14 protein-coding genes and 1 rRNA gene are annotated in these 13720 nt (G+C 70.4%); 7 read left to right on the forward strand and 8 right to left on the reverse strand.

The window, feature by feature from the left end:
- From rrf to IB242_RS19975, 3 genes are all read left to right on the forward strand, one after another.
- Nucleotides 1-113 (forward strand): 5S ribosomal RNA (gene rrf / locus IB242_RS19965).
- A gap of 890 nt (nucleotides 114-1003) precedes the next feature.
- Nucleotides 1004-1240 (forward strand): hypothetical protein, encoded by a 237-nt coding sequence (locus IB242_RS19970; protein ID WP_192283651.1) that lies wholly within the window; start codon nucleotides 1004-1006, stop codon nucleotides 1238-1240.
- A gap of 665 nt (nucleotides 1241-1905) precedes the next feature.
- Entirely contained in the window at nucleotides 1906-2304 is a 399-nt protein-coding gene (locus IB242_RS19975) for a DUF4878 domain-containing protein (RefSeq protein ID WP_192283653.1), read from the forward strand.
- 200 nt (nucleotides 2305-2504) lie between these two features.
- On the opposite strand, the gene IB242_RS19980 is transcribed toward IB242_RS19975, so the two are convergent.
- From IB242_RS19980 to IB242_RS19990, 3 genes are read right to left on the reverse strand one after another with little or no spacing between them, the layout of a single operon-like run.
- Nucleotides 2505-3290: a siderophore-interacting protein gene (locus IB242_RS19980; RefSeq protein ID WP_192283655.1), complete on the reverse strand. Its 786-nt coding sequence runs from the start codon at nucleotides 3288-3290 to the stop codon at nucleotides 2505-2507.
- A 20-nt stretch (nucleotides 3291-3310) separates the two neighbouring features.
- Nucleotides 3311-3661 (reverse strand): transcriptional repressor, encoded by a 351-nt coding sequence (locus IB242_RS19985; protein ID WP_192283657.1) that lies wholly within the window; start codon nucleotides 3659-3661, stop codon nucleotides 3311-3313.
- Entirely contained in the window at nucleotides 3658-4182 is a 525-nt protein-coding gene (locus tag IB242_RS19990) for a PadR family transcriptional regulator (protein ID WP_192283659.1), read from the reverse strand. The genes IB242_RS19985 and IB242_RS19990 overlap by 4 nt, the downstream gene beginning before the upstream one ends.
- A 121-nt stretch (nucleotides 4183-4303) precedes the next feature.
- Between IB242_RS19990 and IB242_RS19995 the strand changes: the two genes are divergently transcribed.
- Together IB242_RS19995 and IB242_RS20000 are read left to right on the forward strand one after the other, a co-directional pair.
- Nucleotides 4304-5230 carry an oxygenase MpaB family protein gene (locus IB242_RS19995; RefSeq protein WP_192283661.1) on the forward strand — a complete coding sequence of 309 codons (927 nt, stop codon included), beginning with the start codon at nucleotides 4304-4306 and terminating at the stop codon, nucleotides 5228-5230.
- Between the two features lie 59 nt (nucleotides 5231-5289).
- Nucleotides 5290-5481, forward strand: a complete 192-nt coding sequence (locus IB242_RS20000) for a hypothetical protein (protein ID WP_192283662.1) — start codon at nucleotides 5290-5292, stop codon at nucleotides 5479-5481.
- A gap of 6 nt (nucleotides 5482-5487) precedes the next feature.
- Here IB242_RS20000 and IB242_RS20005 read toward each other — a convergent pair whose 3' ends face one another.
- The gene (locus IB242_RS20005; protein ID WP_192283664.1) at nucleotides 5488-6330 is read right to left on the reverse strand and encodes an MnmC family methyltransferase; all 843 of its coding nucleotides are present in this window, start codon (nucleotides 6328-6330) and stop codon (nucleotides 5488-5490) included.
- Nucleotides 6331-6388: 58 nt separating this feature from the next.
- The gene (locus IB242_RS20885; RefSeq protein ID WP_343237188.1) at nucleotides 6389-6742 is read right to left on the reverse strand and encodes an excalibur calcium-binding domain-containing protein; all 354 of its coding nucleotides are present in this window, start codon (nucleotides 6740-6742) and stop codon (nucleotides 6389-6391) included.
- A 144-nt stretch (nucleotides 6743-6886) separates the two neighbouring features.
- Here IB242_RS20885 and IB242_RS20015 point away from each other — a divergent pair, with 144 nt between their 5' ends.
- Together IB242_RS20015 and IB242_RS20020 are read left to right on the forward strand one after the other, a co-directional pair.
- Nucleotides 6887-7762, forward strand: coding sequence for an ABC transporter substrate-binding protein (locus IB242_RS20015; RefSeq protein ID WP_192283666.1), 876 nt, complete (start codon nucleotides 6887-6889; stop codon nucleotides 7760-7762).
- Nucleotides 7763-7884: 122 nt separating this feature from the next.
- On the forward strand, nucleotides 7885-10524 hold the full coding sequence (locus tag IB242_RS20020) for an EAL domain-containing protein (RefSeq protein ID WP_192283668.1): 2640 nt from the start codon (nucleotides 7885-7887) through the stop codon (nucleotides 10522-10524).
- A gap of 110 nt (nucleotides 10525-10634) precedes the next feature.
- On the opposite strand, the gene treA is transcribed toward IB242_RS20020, so the two are convergent.
- From treA to IB242_RS20035, 3 genes are all read right to left on the reverse strand, one after another.
- Nucleotides 10635-12218: an alpha,alpha-trehalase TreA gene (gene treA / locus IB242_RS20025; protein ID WP_225540899.1), complete on the reverse strand. Its 1584-nt coding sequence runs from the start codon at nucleotides 12216-12218 to the stop codon at nucleotides 10635-10637.
- Between the two features lie 232 nt (nucleotides 12219-12450).
- Nucleotides 12451-13056, reverse strand: coding sequence for an ACP phosphodiesterase (locus IB242_RS20030; protein WP_192283672.1), 606 nt, complete (start codon nucleotides 13054-13056; stop codon nucleotides 12451-12453).
- A gap of 16 nt (nucleotides 13057-13072) precedes the next feature.
- Nucleotides 13073-13690, reverse strand: a complete 618-nt coding sequence (locus IB242_RS20035; protein WP_192283674.1) for a TetR/AcrR family transcriptional regulator — start codon at nucleotides 13688-13690, stop codon at nucleotides 13073-13075.
- Nucleotides 13691-13720 lie beyond the last annotated feature (30 nt).

A 13720-nucleotide genomic window follows, 5' to 3' on the forward strand; every position in this document is an offset into this window, starting at 1 on the left:
CTGGTGAAATTAGCGTTGTGGAACCACCCGATCCCATCCCGAACTCGGAAGTGAAACGCAACTGCGCCGATGGTAGTGTGGGATTCCCATGCGAGAGTAGGTCATCGCCAGGGTTTTATACCCGCAAACCCCCCAGCTCACGCTGGGGGGTTTGTTTTTTGTGCGCTCGAAACTTGCTGGTCAGTGCTCCGCCTGCAGCCAAAGACCGCGCACGTGTCATGCACGTGTCGGGACGCAGCCGATCCCGCTGGCGATGGCCCGGAATTGGCCGGGGATTGGCCGGGCAGATGGCCAGGGACCGGCCGGGACAGCAGGCTGTCTCGATCACTGATGGATCGCAGAGCCTGCGGAATGCATCGGTGCGCGCTTGTCGCGATGATTGGACGCCCCCCGGCACCGCGGAGAGCGGCGTGATCGGATATCGCCAGCCCGGCCGATGCGACGGCTGTTCCAAGGAGTCCTGCTGGTTGGACTGAGCAACCCCAAACTGCCGCCGGCCGCCGCGGCGTTCCTGCGGCAGTCCATCGACCGGACTGCGCCTCAATGGACCCGGTACCTGATCCTGCTGCCGACCGGCTGTGCGTGTGAGTTGGTCTTGGATGCGGCTGCGAGCGTGCCACCACACTGCCGAACGGTTTCGCGTGTCAGGCGGCAGTTGCTGCGCGGATCAGCTGCTCCTTGCTGGCGGCCATGAGGAGGTCTGCAGGCCGATCCTTCAGACGAGCCGTGGAGCATTCCCGCCGCGGAATCCGCCTCCGTCGGCTCGGAAATGACCAGAACAGGCGCCGACGCCTGCCTGGTGGTGGAACATCACAACGATCTGATCCACAAGGCAGCGAGCGCGCGACGGCACCACAGGCCAGCTTGTGGTCCTCGGCTTCGGCGTTCTGCTGCTGCAATCACGGCTGCACTAGCGCCTCTGCAGGTGCTCTTTCTGAGTTGCAGCGATCGACCACGACCATGCTGCACATGAAAGTCCTGGGGCTTCGGCGCCCAGTGCAGCGTGTTCTCCATCGTGGCGCCGAACGGCACGTGCGACATCGTGAATGACGAAACGGCGAGCACCGCGATGATCGGGCCGCAATCAGAAGTGATCCACGACATGCGCCACGTCGCGGACACACCCACTGGGATGCTCCTGCGGCATGACTGCGCGCAAGCCACTGCGCCGCTGCGCCATGCTCGGAACCCCAGCATGTGCGCCAAGCACTGCCTGATGGCAGATCATCAAATGAACTGATCAACAAGGGAAGCGGATGCACGATGGCACTGCAGACCTGCCGCGTGTGCTTGGTCACCGCCTCCTTGTTGCCGGGACACCGGGACCCAGCAGGCTGCTGACGCGATGATGCGCAGCATGTACCAGCGTCCGGGCCGATGTGTGCTGACGATGGCGGGGTGCCTCAGCGCGCTTCCTCTTGTGCTGGCCGCACTGGCAGCGGGTCTCGTGCGTTGCTGCTGCCCTCACCCGGCGTTGGATCTCCCTCGTTACTACGACGTTGCGTAATCACGAGCGATGCGTGCAGCCTTCAGAAGGTGCGAGGAGATTCTCTTCCAGATTTCTCTTACCACCGGCCATGACATTCGCCTGCTGGCACTCGCTGAGCGGTGCTGCGTCATCGCCCGCGCGGGTGCAGGCGCCATGCGGGGCTGTCGTGGCGATTTGATGGCTGTTCCAGGTAATTTTCCTCGCCCGCCCGCCCGCCCGCCCGCCCGCCCCTCACCCTCACCCTCACCGCCTGTACCGCCTGTACCGCCTGTACCGCCTGTACCGCCTGTACCGCCGGTACCGCCGAAGCTGAGTGCGCGAGCTGCGTTCGTCGGCGACCCCAATGGTGTCTCCGCGCCGGGTATGGTGGCCGCTCCGATAGAATGCCCGGCCTCGTCCCCTGCAAGGAGCATCCGATGCGTTTGTCCCGTCCGATCGAGACATTCTTCCTGTGCTGCGCCGTCTTCGCGCTGGCGGCCTGTTCGCCGAAGCCGGAGTCGGCGGCGGAGGCCTTCTATCTCGCTGCGGAGAAAGGCAACGTCGAGAAGGCGAGCGCCCAGGTCTCGTTCGCCGACCTGGATGCCGGGGAGATGGAGAGGTTCAGGGAGAAGGTGCAGGTGGTCGTGGCCGAGGTGCAGGGCCTGATTGCCGCCAACGGGGGTCTGGAGCGGGTCGAGGTACTCGACTCCAAGGTCACGGCCGATGGCAGTGGTGCGCAGATCGAAGTGAAGCTGGTCTTCAACAACGGCAAGGACAGGACCGAGTCGCATCGGCTGTCCAGGCAGGACGAGGGCTGGAAGATCCGGCTGCCGTAAGCGAACGCGGGCTGCGCCGCGCGACGCGTGTTGCGAGCTCGCTGGCCGGGACGCTCAGGCAGCCTGGAGCGACGCAGCGATTGAAGCGGGATCAACGGGAACGCTTCAGGGCGTCGCAGTCGGTGATCGCCGCCCGGCCGCCGTTGCGGCTGCGCATGGTCGTGGGTCGCGCGGCCCGCAGTCGTCGCCCATAGAAGCGCTTACTCCTCGCCGGTATCGCCGGCGTGCTTCCAGTAACCGGTTGCGCGGATCCACTCCTTGGCCACCTGGCGCTCGTTCTCGAGGAACTGGCGCATCGTGCGGGCGTGGCGCGACTCGCAGGCGATCCACCAGAACGTATTGCCAGCAGGTACGGGCAGCGCACGCAGCGCGGCTTCGAGGCGCGCGCCGGCTTCCGCCCCATCGCGGGGCAACCAGACGATGGTCGCGTCGGCCTTGGTGTGCAGCGTCTGGCGGTCGGCGTCGCCGGGAATCTCGATGCAGGCATGCACGCGCTGGCCGGATGGCATCTCCTCCAGCCAGCGGCCGATGGCTGGCAGTGCGGTCTCGTCGCCGAACAGCAGGTACTGGTCGAAATCTCCCGCCACCACGACCGAACTGCGCGGCCCGCCCAGGCCGAGGCGGTCGCCAGGCTGCGCCCGTGCCGCCCATGCCGTTGCAGGACCGTCGCCATGCAGGACGAAGTCGACGACCAGCGTGCGGCTCTGCGGCGCGTAGCTGCGCGGGGTGTAGTCGCGGGCCGGCGAGCGCGGTGCGCCCTCGGCATACACCGGCGTGCCGTCCGGGCCGGTGGTCGGCATGACCAGAGTGCCGTCGGCATCGGGAAAGAACAGTTTGACGTGGTCATCCGCGGCGGCGCTGAGGAAACCTTCCAGTTCGGCGCCGCCCAGCACGATGCGGCGCATGTGCGGTGTCAGATCGATGACCTGCTCGACCTGCAGGGTGCGGAACACCAGCGGATGGCGCTGGCGATGGATCTCATGCATGCGGAGGCACTCCGTGGGGATCAGGCGCGGACCAGACGGCAGCCGAGTTCGGCCGCGACCGCCTGCAGCCACTCGCTGACCGGTGCCGCGTCATCGCCGGCGGCGCTGGGCACCGGGCACAGGCGCCACAGCAGGCGCCCGTCGTGGCCGACGATGGCGACCACCAGACGCCGCTGCTCGAACTCGCGCAGCATCCGGTACACGGTGCCCAGCGCGAAGGGGCGGTTGATCCGGGGCTGCAGATCCCGGTACAGCGTGATCGCATCCTGCGGCGCGTCCAGTTCCTGCAACAGCTGCAGCAGTTCGCGCCGGGTCGCGGTCATGCGCATGCCGGCCAGGCCTTCCGGCTGACGGGAGCGGGCGGCGCTCATCGGCCGATCCCCGCGATCTCGGCGGCGGCACGCTGCAGCACCTGCTCCACCTGCTGCGCCACCTCCGGCGACCAGTGCCCGTGGCGCTGGGCGATGGCGCGCTTGATCGAGGCCATGCCGTGGCGTACCGGCGACGGCAGCCCGGCCTTGACCAGCGCACGCGCGCTGGCGGCGGTGCGTGCCTGGGCTTCGGCGATCTGACCCGCATGCTCCCTGACATAGCCGCGACCGGTGTCGGTGAGCTGGTAGAGCCGGCGCACGCCGTCGTCCGCACCGCTGACCAGGCCGCCTTCCTGCAACTGCGACAGCACCGGATACATCGCGCCGGCGGACGGCAGGTACTGGCCGTGGAAGATCTCGCCGATCAGCTGGATCAGTTCGTAGCCGTGCCGCGGCTGGTTGCACAACAGGGCCAGGACGAGCAGGCGCAGGTCGCCATGGGCGATCGCGCGCGGGCTGCGCTGACCACCGCCGGCACGCTCGGAGGAGGGGCCGCGGGCGCGGCGGGGAAGGGGCTGCATCGGGGCTCTCCCGGGGACGAAGGCGGAGCTGCCTGTGCCACAACGATATAGCTAAATGGCCCTGATTCGTTATATCGGAAATGAAACGGTTTGTATCCGCGGCTCCTGCTAGGATCCCGCCATGCCCTTGCTGCGTTCCCTGGCCGACCCGGCTTCCCGACAGATCCGACGCTGGGTGCTGGATGCCTTCCCGCGCGGGCAGAGCGGGATCGACTACGACCAGCCGGCCGGCGATGCGGGGCTGTTCGGCCCCGACAGCGTGACCTGGCGGGTGCATGCCGAACTGCCCGCGATGCTGGCCGGCGGCCTCTGCGCCCTGATGCTGCAGACCCTGCATCCGCTGGCGCTGGCCGGGGTCTACGACCATTCCAATTTCCGTGACGACCTGGTCGGGCGCCTGCGCCGCACCACCGGTTTCGTCGCCGGCACGACGTACGCGCCGATGGGGGAGGTGGACACGCTGGTGGCGCGGGTCCGCGCCATCCATGCGCGCGTGAGCGGCCAGCTGCCGGACGGACGCCGGTATGCCGCAGACAATCCCGACCTGCTGACCTGGGTCCATGTGACCGAGGCCTACGGCTTTCTCGAAGGCTGTCGGGCTTACTGCCGGCCGGTGCCCGACCGCGTGGCCGACCGCTACTACGACGAAGTGCGGCGCGTGGCCGAAGCGCTGGGTGCGGTGGATGTCCCTGCGTCGCAGGACCAGGTGCGGGCCTACTTCGCGCGGGTGCAGCCGTTGCTGCGGGTGGATGCGCGTTCGCGCGAAGTGCTGGCGATCCTGTCCGCGATCCGCCTGCCCGTGCCGCTGCCGGGGATCTCGCGCGATGTCTTCCTTGGCGCCGCCGCGGCGCTGCTGCCGCCGTGGGCACGGCATCTGCTGGGCGAGGACGCTCCGCATCCGTTGCGTGCCAGGGCCGGCTCGCAGCTGGTGCGGCGGATGGCGCCGCTGTTCCGCCGCGCACTCGGCGACGGCACCGCACCGCGGGCCTGCCGTCGCATGGGCCTGTCGCCGGCGGTACTGGCCCGGTGGCCGGAGGGTCTCGAATGACGGCGCACGCAGCGCCCCATTCACGCCCCACCGATCCACAGGCGTCGATGATGGCGCGCATGGTTACCCGAATGCCGCCATGGAAGAAGCCGGCACCGCGCAAGCGCGGGCCATCGCAGCCGCTCAGCGAGACGCAGAAGAGCGCCGCCCGCCAGCGTGCCAAGGAGAACGGGCGCCGCTATCCGAACCTGATCGACAACATGTGGGCGGCCTCGCTGCCACGCGGCGACGAGCCGGCCGAAACGCGCTGAGCCGGATCAGCGACGGACCGCGAGCACGCCGTCCAGCGCCAGATCCGCCTTGAATCCCGCCTTTTCCAGCCGCCTGGCGACCTCGCGCGGCACATCGCGGCCGCTGGTCAGGCGGTTCGGCGCGCCGGTGTAGTGGAATAGTTTTCCGCTCTTGCGCAGCACCCGCGCCAGCTGGTCGTAGAAGGCCTGCGAGTACAGTTCGCCGGCGATGCCGAAACGCGGCGGGTCGTGCAGCAGCGCGTCGAACGCGGCATCGGGCAGGGCGGCGATCGCCTGCGAGACGTCGCCGTGCTGCAGGTGCAGCCGGCCACCGGCAGCGGCCGAATCGGGATCGGGCGACCACGGATTGAGCGTGCGCAGCCACAGCACGTCGGCGTTCTTCTCGAACGACTGGATCCGGCCGACGCCCGCCTCCAGGCAGCACGCGGCGAAGTAGCCGAGCCCGCCGCAGGTATCGAGCACCGCCTTCCCGCGTGGCTCGACCAGGGCGACCTTGCGCCGCGCATCCTCGAACGGCGACAGCTTCGAGGTCGGCAGCATCTTGATGCCGTCGATCTCGAAGGTCGGCGCGCCCCAACCGGTCGGCACCAGCTTGATGAGCGAGCCGGCATAGCGCGAGATCTGCGCGAACGCCTCGCCATCCCAGTAGTACAGGGTGCGGTCCTTGAGCTTGCCCGGGTACGGCCAGTGGGCTTGGCCGAGGAACCACGCGTCCGCCTCCAGCCGCACCTCGACCTCGCTGCGGCCCAGGTCCAGCGAGCCCGACCACGAGGGCGCGGCACGGTCGCGCGCGGACTGCAGCGCGTCGGCGGTCTCGCGGGTGAGCAGGGGGCCGGTGTAATGGGACATGGGCAAGGCGGCAACGGCTGGGGCGCGCATCGTAACCCGCGCGGCATCGACGGCCGGTTCAACGCCGGCGCGACGGTTCGCAGGCGATGCCGTCGTCGTCGCGGTCCAGATGCGGCGCATGGCCGGGCTCGCCGCGACGCAGAGGGGCGACGCCGGCGGCGCGGGCGGCATCGCAGTTGCGGTAGCAGGGAGCATCCGCCGCGGGCGCGCGGGCGCGCGTGCGCTCGCCGCTGCCGGCCCGGGTCCGGCCATCGCGCGGCTGCCGCCGTGGCAGTGATGGCCGCCGTTGCCCCGGTCGTGGTGGCAGCCGGCGGCATCGGTGCGGCCGGAATGTGCGTGCACGGAGGCGCTCACCGCCGCCAGCACCAGCACCAGCAGGAGGAAGGTCGATCGCCGTGAATGGCGAAGACAGCGGCCCAGGTCAGCATCGCGTCGATGCAACGGTGCGCTCATCGCTCCCCAAGGCGGCCCGGCGACCGCCGGGTATCGCATCCGGCTCGCCGCCACTGCCGCATCGGCGTAGGCTGCGCGTTTTCCCGATGATGGTGTGCCCTGGATGAAGCTGCAGCTCGCGCTCGAATGGTTCCTCAACCCCGACCACCTGCCGCTGATCGCCGGCATCGAATCGGGCTGGTACCGCGAGGCCGGGCTGGATCTGGAGCTGATCGCTCCGGACGACCATTACGACGGCCTGGCCGCGACGGTCAGCGGCGAGGTCGCGTTCTCGTGCAACGAGCCGCTGCACATGATCGACGACGACCGCCCGGGCCTGAAGGCGCTGGGCTGCTTCTTCGAGACCGACGGCGGCATCGTCCTGCAGCGCGAGGCCGGCCGGCGCCTGCTGGCTGGTGGCAGCGTGCGTCTGGCCTCGCCGGTGGCGGGCGGTGTCACCGATGCGATCGCGGTCGAGATCCTGGCGCGCTGGTGCGCGCAGCAGGGCGCGGCGTTCGCGCCATCGCAGGTGACGATCGAGAGCGCCGGTTTCGAGCACCTGAAGAACATCCAGGCCGGTTACGACGGCGCCTGGCTGTGCTTCGCCAACTTCGAAGGCGTGGAGGCGCGCGAACTCGGCATCGACGTGGACTTCATCGCCACCGGCCAGGTCGGCCTGCACAACTTCTCCGCGCTGGAGCTGTTCACCGGCGAGCGCTTCCTGAGCGAACACCCGCAGGTGGTGGAGACCGTGACCGCGCTGGTCGGGCGCGGTGCGGCGCTGTGCCGCGACGATCCGGCGCTGGCTGCCGAACTCTGGTACCGCCACAGCGGCGAGCAGCGCAGCGCGCTGATGGACGCGATCATCGCCGACACCTGTCCGCGCCTGGTCGCGCCGGTGGTGCGCGACGCCGCGCGCTGGCAGGGCATGTGGGCGCAGTTCGACCAGCTCGGCCACGCACGGGTGGATGCGGCCGGCTACGCGGCGCTCTACGCCTGACCGGACCGCGCGGCGCCGCGGCCGTGGCCGGGCAGGCGGGTGCCGGGCGCGGGCCATGCATTCCCTTGGCGCCGTCCGTCGTACCCTGAGCAGGCTGCCCGCCCCAAGGACGTTCCACGCGCATGACGCCGATACCCGCGCCCAGCGCTTCGCCCAGCCCGCCTGCGTCGGCGCGCTGGTGGCCGGCCGTTGGCGCGCTGGTGGTGCTGCTGGTCGGGCTCGTGCTGACGGCGGAGCTGGCCCGGCGCGAGGCCGCCCAGACACGAGTCGCTGCCGAAGAACTGCAGCGCTCGCTGTCCGACGCCGCCCAGGCGCGTCTGCGGGGGGCGCTGGGACGCGCTGCCGAATCGCTGCGCTCGATGCAGACGGTGTTCCTGTCCAACGACCAGGTCGACCAGTCGATCTTCGACCGGTACCAGGACAACCTGCGCGACAGCGGCATGCTGCCGGGGCACGTCGTGACCGCCTTCGCACGGAGGCGGATCGAGGATGGCAGGCCGACGTACCGGTACGAGTCCTTGACCCCGCGCGCCGGCAACGAGGTGCTGCTGGGGTTCGACGCCGCCTCGCAACCGGAGAACCTGCGCGCGCTCGAGCGTGCGCGCGACAGCGACGCGCCGACGCTGTCGGCGCCGTTCGCGCTGCGCCAGTTCGAAGGCCACGCGCAGGAGCAGGCACTCGGTGTGACCGTGCGCCTGCCGGTGTACTCGCACGGCCAGGCGCCGACGCAGGTGGCGGAACGGCGCGAGCGCGAGATCGGTGCGCTTGCGCTCAGCCTGCGCTTGCAGCCGATGGTCGAGCAGGTACTGGACGGGCGGATCCTGGAGTTCATGCAGGTCGAGCTGCGCGACCTGGAAGGGGGCCAGCCGCTGCATGCCGCGGCTGGCAGCCCGGCGGCGGCCGATGCCCAGGTCCGCCTGGTCGAGTTCGGCGGGCGACGCTGGGAGCTGCGGATGTGGCCCAGGCCCGAGGCGATGCCGCGCTCGGATGCGCGCGCGGTGGTGGGGGGCGGCATCGCGATCAGCGCACTGCTGGCCCTGCTGCTGTGGTCGCTGGCCAGCACCCACCAGCGGGCGGTCGAACTGGGCGGTCAGATGCGTTCGCGCTTCGGCGAGAGCGAGGCGCGGTTCCGCACGCTCAACGAGCTGCTGCCGGCGCTGGTGCTGCTGGTCGACGCGCGCAGCGGCGACATCGTCTATGCCAACCAGGCGGCGCGGCGGCATCTCGGTGCGGTGGTCGGGCAGCCGCTGCGCAGCGTGTTCGTCGACGGTGCTGCGGGCGAACTGGCGCTGTCGGTCGCCGAGGGTGGCCCTGCCTGGGACGGCCGCGAAGTGCAGGTGTCGTCGCTCGGTGGCGAACTGCTCTGGGTGAGCGCCTCGCTGGCGTCGGTGGATGTCGACGGATCGCGCCATCTGCTGATGGTGGCCAGCGACACCACCGAGCAGCGGCGGCTGACCGAACGGCTGGTGCACCAGGCCGCCCACGACAGCCTGACCGGCCTGTGCAACCGCCGCGAATTCGAGCGGCGCCTGCAGCATGCGCTGGCCCTGCTCGACGCCGGCGCGGGTTCGCGGCGTGGCGGATTCGCGCTGCTCTACATCGATCTGGACCAGTTCAAGCTGGTCAACGACCTGTCCGGCCACATGGCCGGCGACCAGCTGCTGATCGAGCTGACGCTGGCGATGCAGCGACAGCTGCGGCCGGAGGATCTGCTGGCGCGGCTGGGCGGCGACGAGTTCGGGCTGCTGGCCGCCGGCACCGGCGAGGACGATGCGGTGGCGCTGGCCGAACGCATGCGCGCCTGCATCGAGCAGGTGATGTTCGTCTGGGAGGGGCGCACCTACACGGTCAGCGCGAGCATCGGCGTGGTCGTGGTGGACCATCCGGGCGCGACCCTGAAGGACCTGCTGGCCTGGGCCGACAGTGCCTGCTACCAGGCCAAGGACAATGGCCGCAACCGCACGCATGTCTACCGCGACGATGGTGATTCGACGCGCAGGCAGGGCGAGATGGAATGGGCCAACCGCCTGCGCCAGGCGCTGGAGGACGGGCGCCTGCTGCTCGACTACCAGGAGGTCCGGCCGCTGCATGCGCAGGCTGGAGACGCCGGCGTGCATGTCGAACTGCTGCTGCGACTGTGCGACGAGCAGGGCCAGGTGGTGCCGCCGGGCGCGTTCCTGCCGGCGGCCGAGCGCTACGGCCTGATGCCGGCGGTCGACCGCTGGGTGATCCAGACCGCGCTTGCGGGCTTCGACCGGCTGCATCCGGCCGGCGCGGCCCTGGCGACCTGCGCGATCAACCTGTCCGGCGCCAGCATCGAGGACGAGGGGCTGGCCGACTTCATCCTCGGCTGCCTCGCCCAGCACCGGATCCCGCCGCAGCGTCTGTGCCTGGAGATCACCGAGACCGTGGCGGTGCGCAACCTGATGCGCGTGGCGATCGTGATCGAGCGGCTGCGCGCGGCCGGCTGCCGGATCGCGCTGGACGATTTCGGCGCGGGCATGTCCTCGTTCGGCTATCTGAAGAACCTGCCGGTGGACGCGATCAAGATCGACGGCAGCTTCGTGCGCGACGTGACCCGCGATCCGATGAGCCGGGCGATCGTCGATGCGGTCACCCGCATCGGCCACCAGCTGGGGTTACGGGTGGTGGCCGAATGGGTCGACGATCCGCGGACCCTGGCGGCGTTGCACGAGATCGGCGTCGACGATGGCCAGGGCTTCGCGCTGCATCGGCCGGAACGCGTGCTGTTCATGCGCTGAGCCACGCGGCACTGCCAGGCATCGCCAGCCGTGTACGTGGACGTGCCGCAGGCGCAGCGCACGCCGCGGCGGGTGGCTGCAGGCTGGAACGCGCCTGCCCCGGACCTGGTTCAGAGGCGGTCGGGCGTTCTCGCCGGCGAGGCATCGGCGCTGGTGCCGGCGGCCGCGGCACTGCGTTCCAGATCGGGATAGAGCCCGTACAGCGACAGCAGCACGCCGTTGCTCCAGCCGAAGCCGTCCTGCAGTGGATACTCGCCGCCACCGCCGCCCTGCAGCGCGCCATCGGCATCGTATTTCTCGACCAGCTTGCGCTCGCGTTCGAACAGGGTCCGCACGTTGCCGACGAAGCCGGTCGCGATCTCGCGCGCCAGCGCGTCCTCGCCGTAACGGCGCAGGCCGTCGACCGCGATCCACTGCAGCGGCGCCCAGACGTTCGGGGCGTCCCACTGCTGGCCGCTGTCGACCGGCGTGGTGACCAGTCCGCCCGGGCGCAGCAGTTGCGCGCGCGCTGCAGCCGCGGTGGCCTGCGCCCGCTCGGGCGTGGCGACGCCGGCGTGCAGCGGGAACAGCGCAGCGGCGGTCAGATGATCGCGCGGTGCCGCGCGCTGCCAGTCGTAATCGGCGTAGTAGCCCGCCGTGTTCCACAGCCAGGCATCGATCGCGACCTGGCGTGCATTGGCCAGGCGGGTGTAGTCGGCGGCGCATCCGCTGTCGCCTGCGAGCCGGCAGCCGCGCGCGATGCTGCGCTCCAGGTGATGCAGCAGGCTGTTGAGGTCGACCGGCACGATCGCCGTGGTGCGGATGCTGTCCAGCCGCATCGGGTCGTCCAGCCAGCGGCTGGAGAAATCCCAGCCGCTCGCGGCGCCGGCGCGCAGGTCGCGCCAGACCTCGGCCTGTGGACGCGCGCTGCGCGCGGCGGTCTCGCGGTCCTGCATGAACGACTCCGGGCGCGGCGTGTCGCGGTCGTCCCAGTAGCGGTTGAGTAGCGCACCATCGGGCATGCGCACCACGCGGCGGCGGGCCTGTCCGTCGGCCAGCCCCTCCGCACCATCCATCCACCAGGCGTGTTCGCGCTTGAGCTGGGGCAGGTGTCGCACCAGCACCTGCGGATCGCTGCGCGCCTCCAGCTCGACCATGTGCGAGAAGAACGGTGGTTGCGAGCGGCTCAGGTAGTAGCTGCGGTTGCCGTTGGGGATGTGGCCCCAGCGGTCGATCAGCGCGGCGAAGTTCTCCAGCATGTCGCGCGACAGCGCATCCTGGCCGCTGGCGACCAGGCCGCGCATCGTGAAGTACGAATCCCAGTAGTAGATCTCCCGGAAGCGGCCGCCCGGCACCACGTAGGGTTCGGGCAGCGGCAGCAGGCTGTCGTATGCGACCGGCCGCGCGCTGCGCCGGGTCAGCAGTGGCCAGAGCGCGCCGATGTGGCCGCGCAGGGTGGCGTGCGGTTCGACCGGGGTGTCGGCGATCGCGGCGGGCAGCACGAAGTGACGGTCGACGAAACGGCGCAGGTCGAAGCCGGGCGTGCCGCGCTGGGCGAGGTAGGCGGCCTCGATGGCGGCCGGCTCGCCGCGCGGCACCGCATCGGCGAACAGCTTCTGGTCCTCGAACAGCCATGCCTCCTGCACCGCGGCGAAGACCTGCGGCCAGGCCTCGTCCGGGGTGGCCGGCAGCGCCGGTGCGGTGGTTGCGCGCATCGTGGCCGGGAGCGATTCCGGCGGGCGCGGCGCGGCGCTGCAGGCCGCCAGCATCAGGGCCACGGGCAGGACGAACGACGGCAGCCAGTGGGCTGGGCGCGGATGCATGGACACTCCGGAGGCGGACAAACGTCGTCGATCCTCGCAGGCCGCGTGCGATGACCGCGCCAAGGCCGGGTACAGGTCTGTCCGCGCGCGATCGTGGCGCGCACCAGGTGCATCGTGGATGCGTTCACCGGGGTGTGGCGTCCAGGGTGGCGCGCGCGGCGTCCGCGTAGGCGACCAGCTGCGGGAAGAAGGCGTCGAAGCCGGCGGCGATGTCGGTCTCGTGCACGCGCAGCGTGTCCAGGCAGGCGACCAGGCGCTCGCCATTGCGCGACAGCCGGGTCGCGATCCGGCTCACCGCCAGGTCGACGCTGTCGCGTCGGCGGTAGGAGCCGAGCCAGTCGTGCGCGGCGATGCGCGGCGCGATCGCGCGCAGGCGCTCGGGCAGGCGCTCGAGCCGGCCCAGCATGTAGGCGTAGAACGGCGCGGTGAACGCGTCCAGCGCGACATCGCTGTAGCGGTGCCAGTGCCGTGCCAGCAGATGGTCGTAGTAGACGTCCAGCGCGATGCCCGCGTAGCGGCGCAGGCCGTCGGGGAAATGGTCGCGCGCCTGCACCACCAGCGGATGGTCGTCGGTGTAGCGGTCGACCTTGCGGTGGATCAGGATCTCGCGCCGCTCGACCGGGCTGTAGTCGTCCAGCGCGGCCCGGCCGAACACGAAATCGCCGAGCAGCGCGCCGAGCATCGCCTCGTGGCTGCCGCGGGCCAGGTACAGGTGGGCCAGGTAGTTCATCGGGTCGCGCGTGGCGTCAGTCGCGGACGGCGTAGCAGCCCAGGAACATCGCCACCGCCGAATCGGCGACGCGTGCGCGCTGCGCGTCGTCCAGCGGCGGCTGGCCCAGGGTCACCTGCGGCCAGAACGCGAAGCTCTTCACCAGGCCCTGCAGCTGGTGCGCGGCGAAGTCGGCGTCCACGTCCTGCAGCCGGCCATCGGCGATGGCCGCGCGGATCCAGGTGGTCACGCCGCCTTCCTTCTCGCCCATCCGGCAGACGATCTCCTGCGCACGCTCTGGCGCATGGATGATCTCGGCCATGCCGACGCGGGCCAGGTCGATGAAGCTGGGGTCGGCGAGCAGGTCCAGTTTCTTGCCCAGCAGCTGGCGCAGCTGCGTGTCCAGCGGCGCATCGGCGCGGTAGGGCAGCTCGACGCTGGCTGCGCTGCTGTCCCACAGCTGCTGCAGGATCTGGCCGAACAGCGCGTCCTTGCTGGGGAAGTGGTTGTAGACGGTGCGCTTGGATACGCCGGCCGCGGCAGCGATCCGGTCCATGCTGGTGGCCTCGTAGCCGGCCGCGCGGAACTCGTCCACGGCGGCGGCCACGATGGCGTCGCGCTTGCGGTCGGTCAGGCGTTGCGGCGGGCGGGACATGGCGGCCGGTCGAAGTGCGGACGGCAATTC

This window comes from Xanthomonas sp. XNM01, from assembly GCF_014851915.1.
GTDB lineage: Bacteria > Pseudomonadota > Gammaproteobacteria > Xanthomonadales > Xanthomonadaceae > Pseudoxanthomonas.

Coding starts and splice junctions, on each gene's coding strand:
- IB242_RS19995 (WP_192283661.1), top strand. CDS start 4,304: ATGCCCTTGCTGCGTTCCCTGGCCGACCCGGCTTCCCGACAGATCCGA.
- IB242_RS20000 (WP_192283662.1), top strand. CDS start 5,290: ATGGTTACCCGAATGCCGCCATGGAAGAAGCCGGCACCGCGCAAGCGC.
- IB242_RS20020 (WP_192283668.1), top strand. CDS start 7,885: ATGACGCCGATACCCGCGCCCAGCGCTTCGCCCAGCCCGCCTGCGTCG.
- IB242_RS19975 (WP_192283653.1), top strand. CDS start 1,906: ATGCGTTTGTCCCGTCCGATCGAGACATTCTTCCTGTGCTGCGCCGTC.
- IB242_RS20030 (WP_192283672.1), bottom strand. CDS start 13,056: ATGAACTACCTGGCCCACCTGTACCTGGCCCGCGGCAGCCACGAGGCG.
- IB242_RS20015 (WP_192283666.1), top strand. CDS start 6,887: ATGAAGCTGCAGCTCGCGCTCGAATGGTTCCTCAACCCCGACCACCTG.
- treA (WP_225540899.1), bottom strand. CDS start 12,218: ATGCGCGCAACCACCGCACCGGCGCTGCCGGCCACCCCGGACGAGGCC.
- IB242_RS19985 (WP_192283657.1), bottom strand. CDS start 3,661: ATGAGCGCCGCCCGCTCCCGTCAGCCGGAAGGCCTGGCCGGCATGCGC.
- IB242_RS19980 (WP_192283655.1), bottom strand. CDS start 3,290: ATGCATGAGATCCATCGCCAGCGCCATCCGCTGGTGTTCCGCACCCTG.
- IB242_RS20035 (WP_192283674.1), bottom strand. CDS start 13,690: ATGTCCCGCCCGCCGCAACGCCTGACCGACCGCAAGCGCGACGCCATC.
- IB242_RS20005 (WP_192283664.1), bottom strand. CDS start 6,330: ATGTCCCATTACACCGGCCCCCTGCTCACCCGCGAGACCGCCGACGCG.
- IB242_RS19990 (WP_192283659.1), bottom strand. CDS start 4,182: ATGCAGCCCCTTCCCCGCCGCGCCCGCGGCCCCTCCTCCGAGCGTGCC.